General features: G+C 67.7%; 17 protein-coding genes. 8 read left to right on the forward strand and 9 right to left on the reverse strand.

From position 1 onward, the window contains the following. Window positions 1-51 precede the first annotated feature (51 nt). Window positions 52-648, forward strand: coding sequence for a LysE/ArgO family amino acid transporter (locus tag ACFFGN_RS12355; protein WP_380046665.1), 597 nt, complete (start codon window positions 52-54; stop codon window positions 646-648). A 329-nt stretch (window positions 649-977) separates the two neighbouring features. Here ACFFGN_RS12355 and ACFFGN_RS12360 read toward each other — a convergent pair whose 3' ends face one another. Then, a complete protein-coding gene (locus ACFFGN_RS12360; RefSeq protein ID WP_380046667.1) occupies window positions 978-2012 on the reverse strand; it encodes a DMT family transporter in 1035 nt (344 codons plus the stop codon). A gap of 50 nt (window positions 2013-2062) precedes the next feature. Here ACFFGN_RS12360 and ACFFGN_RS12365 point away from each other — a divergent pair, with 50 nt between their 5' ends. Continuing rightward, a complete protein-coding gene (locus ACFFGN_RS12365; RefSeq protein WP_380046669.1) occupies window positions 2063-2863 on the forward strand; it encodes an ATP-grasp domain-containing protein in 801 nt (266 codons plus the stop codon). Here ACFFGN_RS12365 and ACFFGN_RS12370 read toward each other — a convergent pair. Together ACFFGN_RS12370 and ACFFGN_RS12375 are read right to left on the reverse strand one after the other, a co-directional pair. Next, the gene (locus ACFFGN_RS12370; protein ID WP_380046671.1) at window positions 2844-4004 is read right to left on the reverse strand and encodes an MFS transporter; all 1161 of its coding nucleotides are present in this window, start codon (window positions 4002-4004) and stop codon (window positions 2844-2846) included. The two genes, ACFFGN_RS12365 and ACFFGN_RS12370, sit on opposite strands and share 20 nt — an antisense overlap. 123 nt (window positions 4005-4127) lie before the next feature. Then, window positions 4128-4682 carry a DUF4865 family protein gene (locus ACFFGN_RS12375; protein WP_380046673.1) on the reverse strand — a complete coding sequence of 185 codons (555 nt, stop codon included), beginning with the start codon at window positions 4680-4682 and terminating at the stop codon, window positions 4128-4130. Between the two features lie 157 nt (window positions 4683-4839). Here ACFFGN_RS12375 and ACFFGN_RS12380 point away from each other — a divergent pair, with 157 nt between their 5' ends. The 4 genes from ACFFGN_RS12380 (at window position 4840) to ACFFGN_RS12395 (ending at window position 7845) form a co-directional block, all read left to right on the forward strand. Beyond that, window positions 4840-5454, forward strand: coding sequence for an alpha/beta hydrolase (locus ACFFGN_RS12380; protein WP_380046675.1), 615 nt, complete (start codon window positions 4840-4842; stop codon window positions 5452-5454). A gap of 226 nt (window positions 5455-5680) precedes the next feature. Continuing rightward, window positions 5681-6526, forward strand: a complete 846-nt coding sequence (locus ACFFGN_RS12385) for a hypothetical protein (RefSeq protein WP_380046677.1) — start codon at window positions 5681-5683, stop codon at window positions 6524-6526. A gap of 21 nt (window positions 6527-6547) precedes the next feature. Beyond that, window positions 6548-7072, forward strand: coding sequence for a PadR family transcriptional regulator (locus ACFFGN_RS12390; protein WP_380046679.1), 525 nt, complete (start codon window positions 6548-6550; stop codon window positions 7070-7072). Beyond that, on the forward strand, window positions 7072-7845 hold the full coding sequence (locus tag ACFFGN_RS12395; RefSeq protein ID WP_380046681.1) for an alpha/beta fold hydrolase: 774 nt from the start codon (window positions 7072-7074) through the stop codon (window positions 7843-7845). Before ACFFGN_RS12390 ends, ACFFGN_RS12395 begins: the two co-directional genes overlap by 1 nt. Window positions 7846-7962: 117 nt before the next feature. Here the strand turns inward: ACFFGN_RS12395 and ACFFGN_RS12400 are convergent, their stop codons facing one another. Then, a complete protein-coding gene (locus ACFFGN_RS12400; protein ID WP_380046683.1) occupies window positions 7963-8436 on the reverse strand; it encodes a helix-turn-helix domain-containing protein in 474 nt (157 codons plus the stop codon). Between ACFFGN_RS12400 and ACFFGN_RS12405 the strand changes: the two genes are divergently transcribed. Continuing rightward, a complete protein-coding gene (locus tag ACFFGN_RS12405; RefSeq protein ID WP_380046685.1) occupies window positions 8419-8997 on the forward strand; it encodes a ClpP family protease in 579 nt (192 codons plus the stop codon). The genes ACFFGN_RS12400 and ACFFGN_RS12405 overlap by 18 nt on opposite strands. Before the next feature lie 42 nt (window positions 8998-9039). Here the strand turns inward: ACFFGN_RS12405 and ACFFGN_RS12410 are convergent, their stop codons facing one another. Beyond that, window positions 9040-10194: a trans-sulfuration enzyme family protein gene (locus tag ACFFGN_RS12410; RefSeq protein ID WP_380046687.1), complete on the reverse strand. Its 1155-nt coding sequence runs from the start codon at window positions 10192-10194 to the stop codon at window positions 9040-9042. A gap of 127 nt (window positions 10195-10321) precedes the next feature. On the opposite strand from ACFFGN_RS12410, the gene ACFFGN_RS12415 reads away from it, so the two are divergent. Beyond that, on the forward strand, window positions 10322-10819 hold the full coding sequence (locus ACFFGN_RS12415; protein WP_380046689.1) for an Lrp/AsnC family transcriptional regulator: 498 nt from the start codon (window positions 10322-10324) through the stop codon (window positions 10817-10819). A gap of 113 nt (window positions 10820-10932) precedes the next feature. On the opposite strand, the gene ACFFGN_RS12420 is transcribed toward ACFFGN_RS12415, so the two are convergent. The 4 genes from ACFFGN_RS12420 to ACFFGN_RS12435 all read right to left on the reverse strand — a co-directional run bounded on the left by ACFFGN_RS12420 (window position 10933) and on the right by ACFFGN_RS12435 (window position 14642). Continuing rightward, window positions 10933-11949 (reverse strand): LLM class flavin-dependent oxidoreductase, encoded by a 1017-nt coding sequence (locus ACFFGN_RS12420; protein ID WP_380046691.1) that lies wholly within the window; start codon window positions 11947-11949, stop codon window positions 10933-10935. Window positions 11950-12103: 154 nt separating this feature from the next. Next, window positions 12104-12628: an NADPH-dependent FMN reductase gene (locus ACFFGN_RS12425; RefSeq protein ID WP_380046693.1), complete on the reverse strand. Its 525-nt coding sequence runs from the start codon at window positions 12626-12628 to the stop codon at window positions 12104-12106. A gap of 191 nt (window positions 12629-12819) precedes the next feature. Continuing rightward, window positions 12820-13773: a dihydrodipicolinate synthase family protein gene (locus ACFFGN_RS12430; protein WP_380046695.1), complete on the reverse strand. Its 954-nt coding sequence runs from the start codon at window positions 13771-13773 to the stop codon at window positions 12820-12822. After that, window positions 13770-14642, reverse strand: a complete 873-nt coding sequence (locus tag ACFFGN_RS12435; RefSeq protein ID WP_380046697.1) for an amidohydrolase family protein — start codon at window positions 14640-14642, stop codon at window positions 13770-13772. The genes ACFFGN_RS12430 and ACFFGN_RS12435 overlap by 4 nt, the downstream gene beginning before the upstream one ends. Window positions 14643-14699 lie beyond the last annotated feature (57 nt).

Raw genomic sequence — 14699 nt, forward strand, 5'->3', positions numbered from 1 at the left:
AGTGAGAATCTTTAGCTGGTTTCGCCAGACGGTGACACCTACGGTCAAGACATGTCCGCCCTGACCGGCTTTGCCATGACCCTTTCGCTGATCGTCGCCATCGGTGCCCAGAACGCCTTCGTGCTCCGCCAAGGCCTGCGCCGGGAACACGTGGTGCCGATCGTGCTGGTCTGCGCACTGTCCGACGCGCTGCTGATCGCGGGCGGAATCGCCGGACTCGGCGCGCTGATCTCCGGCCACCCGACCGCCCTCACGATCACCCGGTACGCCGGAGCCGCCTTCCTGTTCGGCTACGCCCTCTTCGCCGCCCGCCGCGCCATCCGCCCCAGCGCGCTAGCGCCCGCCGACCAGGCCCCGACCACGTTGACCCGGGCCCTGCTCACCTGTCTCGCCTTCACGTACCTCAACCCGCACGTCTACCTCGACACCGTCGTACTGCTCGGCGCCCTCGCCAACCAGCAAGGCGAAACCGGCCGCTGGTACTACGGCCTCGGCTCCGTAGCCGCCAGCTTCGCCTGGTTCTTCTCCCTCGGCTTCCTCGCCCGCCGCCTCGGTCCCCTCTTCGCCAAGCCCCGCGCCTGGCAACTCCTAGACACCGCCATCGCCCTGATCATGACCACCCTCGCCGTAACCCTCCTGACCAGCTGACGGCTGCGTCCAGGGGACCCGGGCGTGGGCAGGTTTTGGCGGGTGGATGTGACGGTGCCGGTGATTGGCGCGGATGTACTGGTTCACCCTTCGCAAGCCCGTTGGCCGGAGCAGACCTACGCATACGAGCAAGAGCCCGCGGTGGCGGTTACTAGTCGGCGGGAGGTCCTCGCGTTGGCACAGGCGCTCGGCGTACCTTTAGCGGCGGCCCCCCGCACACCGCGCTCGACATCTTGCCGCCGAGTACGTCGTCTGAGGTGGTTAGGCCCCGGCCGGTCCCAGGACCGGGTCACCTGACCTGCCCGAACCACCGCATCTGAAGGCCTGAGTTAGGCGGGTTTGCGTTGGCGGGAGATTGCTACTCCCGCGAGGCAGAGGGCGCCACCGGCGAAGGCGAGGGGTGCGGGGACTTCGTCGAGTAGCAGCCAGGCGAAGGCGATCGCGATCGGCGGTACCAGGTAGGTCGTGGCACCCATTCGGCCGGCGCTGCTGCGGGCCAGCGCGTACGCCCAGGTGGTGAAGGCGAGCGCCGTCGGAAAGGCGCCGAGGAATACGACCCACCAGATGCTGGACGCACTAGCCGTCGAGAGTTCGCGGACCAGCGCCGGGGCAAACGGTAGACAGGCGACGGCGCCGATCGTGCAGGCGAGCCAGGTGACCTGCAGCGCTGGCAACCGCCCGAGCAGAGGCTTCTGTGCGACGACGCCGATGGCGTAGGTGATGGCGGCGAGCACGCAGAGGATTACGCCCCAGGTCTCGGCCTTGCCGGTTGAGGACGACGTACCGATGAGCAGTACGCCTGCGAAGGCAACAGCGCTGCCGATCACCAGGCGGCGCGGGAATCCCTCCTTGAGCAGCACCCCGGCGAGAAGGGCGATGAGCAGCGGGCCGATGTTGACGAGCATGGCGGCGGTCCCGGCGTCGAGACGCTGCTCGGCCGCGTTCAAGGCGACGTTGTAGACGCCGAACCACAGCAAGCCACACACCAGCAACAACGGCCAGTCCCGCCGCTCCGGCCACCTCTGCGCCACAGCCGAGCCGACCCCGGCTGCCAAGCCCGTCCCGGCCGCCGAGTCGCCCCGAAGCCCCGAGGCACCAGTGAGCGTCGTATCGGGCTCGGACGTCGTACCGGCTTCGAGGGGGACGGGCGCGGGTAGGCGCTTCGGGCGGCGGGCGAAGACGAAGGCGCCGAGGATGGCGCTGCCGACGATCAGCCGCCCGAGCGACAGGGCGCCCGCCGAGAAGTCGTGTCCAACGTGCCGGATCGCCACGAAGGCCGAGGCCCAGAGCACCACGGTGATGAGTGCGGCACCGGCCGCGAGCAATCCGGTCCGGGTCGTGGCCGGCTTCTGCGTCAGCGTCATGACCCGACCGTATGGCCAGAACACTTCGGTGGACACCGAATAATCGAGGCGTGAAGATCCTCTATCTGAGCCAGCTCGCCTACCAGGCCAACGGCCGCCGGTACTGCGACGAGGACATCTGGCTCACCGCCCGCCTGCGGCGCGACTTCGATCTGGCCGTCTGTCATCCGGTCGACGCCGTCCGGCTGATGGGCGCCTTCGACGGCGTGGTGATCCGCAACAGCGGGCCGGTGATCGACTACCAGCGCGAGTACGGCGAATTCCGGGCCGCCGCGATCGCCCAGCAGGCGCGGGTCTATCCCCAGCTGACCGGCAAGGCGGACATGATCGGCAAGCAGTACCTGCTCGATCTGACCGCCGCGGACTATCCGGTCATTCCGACCTATATCGACCTCGACTCGTTGCCCACAGCCACTGGCTACGTGGTGAAACCGCAGCAGGGTTCGGAGTCGATCGGCCTGCGCAAGGTCGATCGCGAGACGCTGGCGACGATCGACTTGGACGGCATGCTGGTGCAGCCGTTGATCGACTTCCAGTACGAGGTGTCGTTCTACTTCATCGACCACGACTTCCGGTACGCGCTCTACGCCCCCGATCCGGACCGCCGCTGGCAGCTCGAGCGGTACGAGCCGACCGCGGCGGACCTGGACTTCGCCCGGCTCTTCATCGAGTGGAACGACATCGATCACGGCATTCAGCGCGTCGACGCCTGCCGAACGCGCGACGACCGGTTGTTGCTGGTGGAGGTGGAAGACCTCAACCCGTACCTGTCGCTGGACGTGCTGGACGAAGGCACGCAGGATGCCTTCGTCCAGCGGTTCGCCGAATCACTCAGGAACTATCTGGGCTGACCACCTCCTCACTCCGGGCGGGCAACCACCGCGGCAGCAGGAACGCCGTGATCACCACCGGCACGGTCAGCGCGGCCACCAGCACCGGCATGCCGAACCAAAGGCCGCCCAAGGCGAAACCGGCGTAGATCCCGACGGCGAACACCTCGGAGAACAGACCCGATACCGACGTGACGGTGGCCCGGGCCGGCCCGGTGATCGCGTCCTGCAGACGGGCATCGGCCACCACGATGACCAGCTGCATTCCGCCGTATCCGAGCGCGATCGGTACGAACCCGGCCGTCGAACCGCTGAGCGAACCGATCGCGATCAGACCCGCGGCCATCGCGAGCCCGAGGGCGATCGGACCGGAGCGCAGCCGGTTCGCCGGTCCGGCCAAGGCACTACCGATGGCCTGGGCCGCGACGGTGATCGCGATCAGGATCGGCACGATGGTCGTCGAGGCGCCCATATCCCTGGCCAGCAACGGGAAGTACTCGTCGAAGGCCAGGAATCCGCTCATGATCGCGACCAGGATCACCGCGTGGCGAACCAGCCGGACCGTCGCGACCTCGGCCAGGCCACTGCGCAGCATGGCCAGATATCGGCCGACCACGCCGTTGGCCTGGTTCGCGGTGACTTCCTCGGTCTCGTCAGCCGAGGCGACCGGTTCCGCCTCGGGCAGACAGAGCGCGACGAAGGCCTGGATCACGCAGACGAGCACGCTGATCCAGCCGACCAGGAGGTAACCACCTGAGGCGAACAAGGGTGCCGCCAAGGCTGTTGCCGCCAGGTTCAGCACGAACGACGCGGAGGTGGCTCTGCCGATCAGACCCGCGTAACGCTCGGTGGCACCGCGCGCCGCGAGTTCGTCGTACGCGAAGGCCTCGAAGGTGCCCGAGGCCAAGGCAGAACCCGCACCCCAGAGCACGAATCCGGCCGCGAATCCGCCGTACGACGGGAAGAGCACCCAGGCGGCGTATCCCGCACCGGTGAGCAAGGCGCCGAGCACAAGCAGGCGGCGCCGGGAGAAGATGTCCGCCCAGGCACCCGAAGGCACTTCGAGCACAAACGCGGTCGTCGACCAGATGATGAACAGGGTCGAGATCTGCGTGGCGGACAGCCCGTGATCCGCGAACAGCAACTGGTACAGCGGATACAACGGGATGAAGTCGTCGATCGCCCGATAGGCGATCAGGGGCAGGCTAAGGCGTCAAAGGTGTGGACTCGTGAATCTCATGCCCCGACTCTAGGTCGCCGCCAAGCCAGAAACCAGGACTTTCCGTCAGCCTGTGGACAACCTCTCGATCCCGGGCGCCGACACGTGCAGTACGTCGTACCGCGTGCCCGCGTCGAGGAGTGGTTCGACCGTCCACAAGGTGAATCGAACCACCTGCCAGGTCGCCGGATCGACCGCCAGCGCCGTCGTGTGCATCCCGGGCCCGGGCTCCGCGAGCTCCAGCAGGCCGTCCGGATCCACCTCGGCGGGCAACTGCTCCAGTTGTCGCGTCGCGGCAACCACCGGCTCCGCCCGCGAAGGCCCGGCCAGACAGCTCACGCCGGCCCAGCGCCGTACCGGCGGACGACCGAAATCCCGGCAGATCCCGGCGAATCCACCGCCGCCCCAGAGGAAGCGGGCCATGCCCGCCGGGTCGGCCCAGAGGTAGAACGGCGCGTACTGGTTGATCACTGATCCCTTCGCGACATCGCGAGCCAGGTACGCCTTCACGCCGAGTCCGTCGAAGTCGTCCATTCGATGACCGTTCGTCGCCACCCGGCGCCGGATGATGTCCATGTCGTAGTCCGCGGGCAACGTGATCTCGTACTGCATAGCCTCCATGGCTCCACCGTACGGACCAAGCGATACCAGCTGAGCTGGAATGCGAGAATGTGGTCGTGGCCGCGGAACGGACCGAAGCGACGAGGGTGCTGGGCCGTCGTTTTGTTCATCTGACGATCGACGGGCTGCTGATCGGTCTGCTCGCCATCCTGCTGGTGTGGCCGAGGAACCGGACTACGCCCCGGCCCCGCTGACACGATTCGCCGTCGCCTGCAACGACCAGCCGACCAAGTCCGTCCAGTGGTACAAGGCGTTGAGCGACCGCCAGGGCCCGAAGTACCCGTACTTCGGCTGGCAGTACGGCCTCAGCGAGGTGTGCGGTCCGTGGACGGATGAGCCGCTGCAGGAGCTGCCGAACCTGCCCGCGTCGGTGCGGAAGAACGTTCTGCTGGTTCAGAGCGAGTTCGACCCGCAAACGTCGTACGAGCAGGCCATGGCGGCGGCCGACAAGGCGAAAGGCATCAACGTTCTTCGGGTCGACGACTCGCCTTTCCACGGGCAGTACGCCTCGGTCGGCAACCCTTGCGTCGACGGTGTCGTGAACACCTACCTGATTCACGGCTCCACCACGCCCAACAGCATCTGCCCTTCGCTGCCGTTGCTCGGCGAGACCAAGGTGTTCCCGGTGCGTGGGCCCGTCGACAAGTACCTGGAGTCGAACAGCTCGCTTGTTCACCGCTTGCTGGCACCGAAGACGGCCAAGTCGGTCGACCACGGGCTGCGTCGCCTACTCGGTGAGCGGCTCTCCGACGTCAACGACCTGCTGCGCTGACGTTCTAGCCAAGACGCAGGCTTCGGTGCACCTAGCCGGGGCCTGCGTTGGCTCGGATCAACGTGAGCTGCGCGGAGCCCGCATCGTATGGGCTGCAGCCAGAGAGCTCGCATCAAATGGGCTGCGGGGAGGTGGGGAGGTCCGGCAGGGTTGGAACATGGATGAGGTGATACGAAGGGTCTGGGCTGCACTACCGGAGGGAAGTCGTGAAGGACTTTGTGAGGGTTTGAGCCCGGCCGACCTGCAAGCGGTGCTGCTGGACGTGAGCCGTAGCCGGGCGGCAAAGGTGACGCCTGCCCGGTTGATGCAACGGCGGGCCGAGGACCGGTTCGTGCAGCCGGCCCAGCAGGACCCGCGGCGGCTGGCCCGGACCAGGGCCGCGCTCTGGGAGGCCCTGCCCGAGCGGTTCGAAGGGGTCGAGCTTTCGCCGGTGGCGCCGCTCGGAGTCACCTCGGCCGTCTCGACCGTGCCTCAGAACAACGTGCTCAGCACCATCCGCGGTACGGAGGTGGCGAGCGATCCCACGAACAACCTGGCCCTGGAGGCCGCCGTACGACGGAAGGCCGGGGCGGAGCGGGTCGACCTGGCCACCTGTCAACGAGTGGTGCGTACGCAGGCGCTCGATGGCCCGGGCCTGTTCGCGCATTTCGAGTTGTTCGCGTTGGTCTCGAGCCGGCGGGATCTCGGATCGGGCCGGGCCGAAGCGGAGATGTTGCTGGACCACCTCGGCTTCTGGCGCGACGTACTCGGACGACTCGTACCGGATCAGCGGGTTCGTCTCACCTTCACGACCTTTCCCACGGAGGAACGGAAGGCGGCGGCCGCACGCGGCGTCGTGCGGGAGCGGATCCTCGACACCGTACAGCCGGCGATTCCCGAGCTGGCGGAGGACGTCGAACGGACCAAGAGCGCCGCGTACTACGACGGCACGGCGCTTGGAGTCGCCTGCGGGGATGCCGAGCTCGGCGACGGTGGCTTCACCCGCTGGACCGGGCAGCTGCTCGGCAACGCGAAGGAACGCTGCCTTACCTCGTGCATCTCGATCGAACGGCTCACCGGCTTGTTGCCATAGGTGTGATGTAGACTATGAGACATGTCTCTTAAGCACGCCATTCTCGGGCTGCTCGATCTGCGCCCGATGACGGGGTACGACCTGAAGAAGACCTTCGACAACTCGGCGCGGCACTTCTGGGCGGCCGACCGGTCGCAGATCTACCGAACCCTGGGCATGCTGCACGGCGACGGGCTCGTGACTGAGAAGGTCATCGCCCAGCAGTCCCGGCCGGATCGGCATGAGTACCGGCTGACCAAGGCGGGCGCCGCCGAACTGGATTCATGGCTGCGCTCGCCGGTGCCGGTCGAACTGCCGCGCGAGGCGTTTCTGGCGCGAATCTTCTTCGCCGGGCGGGCCGACGACCGCGAGCTGGTGCGAACGCTTGTCGCGGAACGCCGAACGCTCGCGCAAGAACGACTCGACGAGCTTCAGGCAGTCGAGGCACCCAAGACGACGTACGCCGATCGGCTGCGGGCGATGACGTTGCGCAACGGCATCATGCATCTGGAGGTCGAGCTCAGCTGGCTGGCCGAACTGGATCGCGAACTCGTGGCGGCCTTGTGATGTTCGTACGGGAGCAGCATTCGGATGCCGACGAGACACTTCTGTTCCTGCACGGCGGCAACGTCGCCGGGTGGATGTGGCACGACCTGGCCGCCTCGCTACCCGACCACCACAGCCTGATCCCGGACCTGCCCGGTTTTGCCGCCTCGAACGCGGAGCCCTGGACGAACCTCGCCGAGGTGGCGGACGCGGTGGCCGCGATCATTCGCGAACGGGCTCACGGCGGACGCGTGCACGTGGTCGGTCTTTCGCTCGGCGCCGTGGTCGGCACTGTCCTGGTGGCACGTCATCCCGAACTGGCCAAAAGCGCGATGCTCACAGGTGCGCCGCTCCGAGGGCTGGGTTCGATGGCGAGGGCTGCGGGGATCGTGCAAGTGCGATGGTGGGGCTCGCGGTCGTACTGGCGAGTGATGGCGCGGGCCTTCCGGATGCCGGCGGACTCGGTCGAGGCGTTCGTCGAGACCGGTCTGGGGATCGACCGGGTATCAGCTCGGCGGATGCTGGACCAGGTGTACGACGGCGTGGCCGCCGCGGAACTCGACGGCCTGCGGCGGACGCGGACGCCGATCCTGATGCTGGCGGGTGAGCGGGAACCGAAGGTGATACGCCAGGCCATGACGGAGGTGACCTCCCGGGCGGTGAACGCGACCGCACGGGTGGCTCCAGGCATGCATCACGCCTGGAGCGCGGAGGACCCGGAGCTGTTCCGGCGGGTGCTGCTGCACTGGCTCACCAGCCAGCAACCGGCTCCGGAGCTGATCAATCCGGCCTAACCACACATGCGACCAGCCGCAGCCTCGACCACACGACCCTGCCCGGCCACGCCGGAACAGCCAACCCGGCGCGCACGGAACACCGCCGCGCTGGGCCGAAGGCGTCAGGCGAAAAAGTCAGGCGACGAGAGCGAAGGCTTGGGGGGTAGAGGAGCGGTAGGAGGTGGCGGCGTACGGGCCGGTGGCGACCTGGATCGAGGTGGTCTCAAGGCGCTGCGGCTCGCGGAAGGCGGCCAGATCGAATTGGACCTCGTCGAGCAGGTCGGTGAGATCGAGCCCCAGCGCGCGACAGATCGCGGCCAGGATCTCCGAGGACGGCTCCTTGCGGCCTCGTTCGATCTCGGAGAGGTACGGCACGGACACCTGGGCCAATTCGGCCAGTTCGCGCAGGGTGATGCCCCGCTCGAGCCGGATCCGCCGGAATACGTTCCCGATCACCTGGCGTAGCAGCACTGGCCCCTCCTCGGTCCGGACGATGTGCTCCAGTCTGCCACTGCAGAGGATCTGCGGTAGGCAGATCTGCCACGGGCAGATTTCGGCCGCCGGGAGGCCGTTCGCGGCGACGCTGGAAATATGAGTGAGAACACGCATTCGACCGGGCTCGACCAGCACATCTACCAGCGGCTGCTCTGGCAGCGCATCGTCGTCCTGGGCGAGGAGGTCCGCGACGAGAACGCCAACGCGATCTGCGCGCAGTTGTTGCTGCTGAACGCCGAGGATCCGAAGAGGGACATCCGGCTCTACATCAACTCCCCCGGCGGATCGGTCTCCGCCGGGCTGGCGATCTACGACACGATGAGCTTCATCAGCAACGACGTCGTCACGGTCGCGATGGGTCTGGCCGGTTCGATGGGCCAGGTGTTGCTCGCCTGTGGCACGCCGGGCAAGCGGTACGCGCTGCCGCACGCGCGGATTCTCATGCACCAGCCGTCAGGCGGTATGGGCGGTACGGCGGCGGACATCCGGATTCAGGCCGAGCAAATGGTCCAGGTCCGCGAGCAACTGGCCCAGCTGCTCAGCGAACGGACCGGCCAGCCACTCGAACGGATCGTGGCCGACTTCGACCGGGACCGCTGGTTCACCGCCGAGCAGGCCAAGGACTACGGCATCGTCGACCACGTGCTGACCACGGTCCCGGCCGCCCTCGCCTGACCCCCGATGCGCGTTCGGGCGAGGTAGGCCGGGAAGCGCTGATCAGGACAGGGCTTGGTCGAGGTCTTCGATCAGGTCGGCCGGGTCTTCGAGACCGATCGAGAGACGCAGCACGCCCGCATCGGGTTTGGCCGCGCCGGGCACCAGGCGGTGGGTGAGCGCCGCCGGGTGCTGGAGCAACGTGTCGACGCCTCCGAGTGAAACCGCGTGGGTGATCAACCGGCAACGCCCAGCCACCCGAACCGCCGCGTCGTACCCGCCCGCGACCGTGAACGCGAGCACAGCGCCCGGCCCGGCCTGCTGCCGCCCGATCAGGCCGCGTGGGTCGCACTCGGGCAGGCCCGGGTAGTGCACGGCCTCCACCGCCGGATGATCCGTCAGCCATTGCGCGATCTTGCCGGCGCCTACCTGCTGAGCGCGGACCCGAACCGGCAGGGTCTGCAATCCGCGATGCAGCTCGTACGCCGCCAGCGGGTGCAACAGGCCGCCGGTGATCGCGCGGATCTGCCGGAGCCGGGCGGTCCAGTCGCCGGTGGTCGCGACAAGCCCGCCCATCACGTCGCCGTGGCCGCCGATGAACTTGGTGGCGGAGTGCAGGACGAGGCTCGCGCCGTGCCGGATCGGCTGCTGCAGTACGGGCGTCGCGAAGGTGTTATCCACAAGCACGGGGACACGCCCGGCCTGCGCGGCGACTTCGGCGAGATCAACCAGGTCAACCGTCGGGTTGGCCGGGGTCTCGACGATGACCAGGCCCGTGTCCGGCTGAACCGCGCCGGCGATCTGGTCCGCGGCGGTGACCCACGTGACCGTCGTACCGAGCAGGCCGCTGCCGAGCAGGTGGTCCGAGCCGCCGTAGAGCGGCCGGAGCGCGATGACATGTGGATAACCCGCCGCCGCGGTGGCGAGCAGGCACGCGGTCAACGCGGCCATGCCCGAGCCGAACGCGACGGCCGCTTCCGCGTGTTCCAGGTCCGCCAGGGCGTCTTCGAGCCGGGCGACGTTCGGGTTCCACAGGCGCTGGTACACGAGGCTGCCGGTCGGCTGCCCGCCTGTGGATAACTCGTCGTACGCCGCTCCGCCCGCGTCGACGCCGGGCAGCGGATACGTGGTGGACAGGTCGATCGGCGGTACGTGCACGCCCAGCGCGGCCAGATCCTCGCGGCCGGCGTGCACGGAACGGGTGTCGAGCTGGGTCATCGGGGCCTCCTCAGGTCAAACTGAGGATCGAACTATGTGCGGAAGTAGTGCAAGAGTTCCGAATAAAGTTCGTCCACAGGTTCATCCACAGCCTGTGGATTCTGTGGATCAGCCCTAGAGTGAGCAGATGCCGAAGGATCGTCGGACACCTGGACCGCCGCCGCGGCCCGTGCCCGCACTCGATGAGGTGGATCGCCACCTGGTCCGGCTGCTGGCAGCCGACGGCCGGATGGCGAACAACGCCCTCGCCGAGGCGGTCGGGATCGCGCCGTCGACGTGTCTGGCGCGCGTTCGCTCGCTGCGGCAGCGCGGCATCATTCGCGGCTTCCACGCGGCGGTGGATCTGGGCGCGCTGGGGCGTCCCTTGCAGGCGATGGTGGCGGTCCGGATCGGCGCCCACAGCCGCGACGAGATCGATCGCTTCCGCGCGAAGGCACCAGGTTTACCCGGAGTGCTCGCGCTGTTCCATCTCAGCGGGGCGAACGACTACCTGCTGCATGTTGCGGCAGAGTCCCCGGACGCGCTGCGCGATTTTGTACTCGACCACCTGACCGCAGATCCTGCGGTGGTTCACGCCGAGACCAGCCTGATCTTCGAACACGTACCCGGCACGCATTCGCTCTAGCGCCCGCTCCGGCTGCGCATTCATTCGTCGCAAACCGCCCTCTCAGCTCAGCAGACCAGTACAGGTCAGCCGCGGGGAGAGGGCGGTTTGCGGCGAATGAATGCCAAAACCACTTACGCAGGGAGGCCCCAGGCGTTGGCGAGCAGGTTGTAGGAGTGGCGGCGTTCGGCCGGGTCGTGGATCGAGGTGATGACCATCAGCTCGTCGGCGCCGGCGCGGCGGGTGCGTTCGGCCAGTTCGGCGGCCACCTGGTCCGGCGTACCGATCGAGGCCAGCGCGGTCCACTGCTTGACCGCGGCGCGTTCGTCCTCGGTCCACGGATAGGCCGCCGCCTCTTCCGGCGTGGGCATCGGCCCGGGCCGGCCGGAACGAAGGCGCAGGATCGAGAGCTCGTTCGCGAGGGCCAACTGAGCCGCCCGTTCCTCGGTTTCGGCGACGATGGCCGCGAACGCGACGATGGCGTGCGGTTCGGCCTGCGCGGGCGAAGGCTGGAACAACTCGCGGTAGGACGCGATCACCGCGGCCGGATCCAGCTCACCGAAGTGCCCGGCATAAGCGAACCCCGTGCCGAGAGCGGCCGCCGCCTGGCCGCCGTACGCGCTGGAGCCGAGGATCCACACCGGCGGCAGCGGTACGTCGGACGGTTGTGCCGTGATCGGGGCGAACGGATGGCCCGCGGGGAATCCCTCCGCATACGCGCGCATCTCGGCGTACTGCTCGGGAAAGTCGTCCGCGCCCAAGGCCTCGCGGCTTCGGCGTAGCGCGAGGGCCGTGCGCTGATCGGTACCAGGGGCCCGTCCGATGCCGAGATCGATCCGTCCGGGATGCAGGCCGGCCAATACCCGGAAGGTCTCGGCTACCTTGAGCGGCGAGTGGTTCGGCAACATGATCCCGCCCGAACCGACGCGAATGCGGTTCGTCACCGCCGCCACGGCCGCGATCATCACCTCGGGAGTGGAACTCACCACGCTCGGGATGTTGTGGTGCTCCGCCAGCCAGATCCGCGAATACCCGGCGGCCTCGACCGTCCGGGCCAGCTCGAGTGTCTCCCGCAACGCCGCGGACGGCGCGGTCCCCGACGGCACCGGCGAAAGGTCGAGCACGGACAAGGGCAAAACGTCAGCGTTCACCCCCCTCCCAACCCCCCACCACCCCCGCATATTCCCCCCCGGCGCGCCTGCATCCCGTTCATCGGACGCTTGTGACGCGGCGTGTCGCGGTTCATCGGACGCTTCTGACCAAACTCGTCCGGCGCGTGTGACCACGATTCCGCGTGGCCACGAGTCAGAGCTCGTACGGCGTGACCGCGCGCGCCTCGCGTAGCGCCCGCGCCCACCAGGCGAGCCGGTCGAGCAGCGCGCCGGCCGCCTGGTTCGTACCGGGCTCGATCGGTTCGCCATCAGCAAACGTGCCCGGTACGTCGTGGAAGCCGAGGCCCTCGCGAATCGCGACCGCGTGCAGTTCGGCGAAGACCAGCCGGAGCTGTTCGGCGGCGCGCAGGCCACGGGACCGCCCGCCATAGGTGAGAAACGCGACCGGTTTCGCGGCCCAGGGTTCCCGAACAGCGTCGATCGCGGTCTTCAGGTCACCCGGATACGCGTGGTTGTACTCCGGTGCGACCACCACGATCGCGTCCGCCTGGTCGATCCGGCCGGGCAGTTCGGGCAACGGCGTGGTCTGCAGGTCGATCACGTCCGCCTTGAAGTCCTCCCGGCGTTCGACCTGCCGGGCGAACCACGCGGTCGCCGTACCTCCGAACCGGATGGGTTCGAGGCTGCGGCAGAGCACGGCAAGTCGGAGCACGGTCACGTCAGGCAACCTAGGACCTCAAGTTGGATTGAGGTCAAGGTGCGGGCCGGGCTCAGGCGGGTGATGTGGCGCAGATCATCGCCGGCGGGCGAGCAGCACGACGCCCACGATCACAAGCAGCACCACAACCACGACCAGGACGGCGAGCGCTTCGATGGCGAACATGCGACGTGCCTACCGCACTCGCGGGGTCAGGACAGACCAATCGGCGGCAGGTAATCGGCGAACTCGGTGAGGAAGCGGTCGATCATCGCGATCTCCTCGGTGTCGAGCAGGTGCGCCGGTTCGCGGCAGTAGGCGCTGGCGAAAAGGCCGCGGCGGGCGGAGATCAGCTTCTCGGCCGCGATGATCCTTTCGGTGTCGAGCATCCAGTACGAGATGTACGGCAACAGGCGCCGGTGCAGGTCGTATCCCTGGTCCCAGTCGCCGGGCTCGTCCGAACTCAGCAAGCGCCAAATCTCGACGTACAGCTCGGTCATCGAACAACCAGGCTGGGAACCGACTGCCCCACGTCGTACGGCGTCGGGTAGTTGCACGCCGGCGTAGCCCTCGACGGCCGGGAGTGGCGGCGTACGCGCGGCTAGTTCGGCGATGAGTGGGCCGGGCGGGCTCGACTCGACTTTGACCAGGCGGAGGTTCGGGTGGCGGGCTTGGATCGTGCCGAGCACCTCGGCGTCCAAGCTGGTCCCGGTCTCGGTAGGCGCGTACTGGAGGACCACCGGGACTGGGTCGACCGCGGCGAGTACGGCCTCGATGTGCTGGACCAGAGCCCGTCGCGACGGCGAGAGGAAGTGCGGCGGCAGCAGGTTGATGAGGTCTGCCCCGGCGGCCACGGCGGCCTCAGCACGATGTACCGCAAGCCGGGTGGCGTGGTCCTGAACGGCGATGACCGCGGCTACGTCCGGCCTGGACCGGGTGTGGCCGAGCAGGATCTCGGTCAGGGCCGCGCGTTCGTCCTCGGCCAGCTTGTGGAATTCGGACGCGAAGCCCGGGAACATCACGCTGGTCACCCCCGCGCCCAGCACATAGCGAACCACCCGGTCGAAGCCGTCGTAATCGACCGCGCCATCCGGACGGAACGGGACCTCCAGCACGGGCGAGATACCTCGCACGAGTACTGCGGTGTCGATGATCTCGAGTGTCATGGCAGCTCCAACCCCAAGGCGCCGAGCGCGTCCGCGTACACGATGCCCTCGATCACCTCATCCGGTACTCGAGGCAGCTTGGTGCCTTCGAGCATGTCGTTCACCGTCCACAGGCCTGCGATGGCCTCGGCGGTGTTGGCGATCGGGAAGTCCGAACCGAGCAGCAGCTTGCCGGTGGCGCCCCACTCGACTGCAGTGATCAGTGATTCGTACAGAACCCACGGCCGCAGGTAGATCGACGAGACGTCCGCATACACGTGCGGGTGCTTTCGGATCGTCACGACGGTTTCGCGCGCCCACGGATGGCCCATGTGCGCCATGACGATCCGAAGTTCCGGGAAGCGCAAGGCGATCTCATCCGTGACTAGCGGATAGGTGTAGCGCAGGGGCGCCTCACGGATCGGAGAGGCCCCTTGGTGGAACAGGATCGGCAGGCCGTGCTGCTCGCAGTAGGCGTAATACGCGAGGGCGGACTCCCCTAGCGGGTCGAAGTTCTGGTAGTTCGGGCCGAGCTTCACGCCCTTGAGGCCAAGGTCGCGGCAGCGCTCGGTTTCCACGATGGCGTTCGGATCGAGCGGGTTGACCGACAGGAAGCCGATCCGGCGATCGGGCGCGGCCGCGACGAACTCGGCGGTCGAGTCGTTGCACCGCTGAGGCGGATACGGCAGACCGACCGCCGCGACTGGATCGGGCACCGCGATGTTGAAGACGATCGAGACGTCCGCGGCCGACATCGCCTCGTCGTACTCCACCCAGGAGTTGGTGGTCACCACCGGCCGATCGGTACGCCAGTTCGGATACACCCGTCGCTCGTCGTCCGGCACCGGCCCGGCATGCGTAGGCGTGTGCGCGTGTACGTCGACGATCATCCGGCGCTTCCTTCTTCGGTATCTCGAAATTAATTTCGGCAATACGAATAGTAAGAA

The sequence above is a fragment of the Kribbella deserti genome (genome assembly GCF_042434725.1).
GTDB lineage: Bacteria > Actinomycetota > Actinomycetes > Propionibacteriales > Kribbellaceae > Kribbella > Kribbella deserti.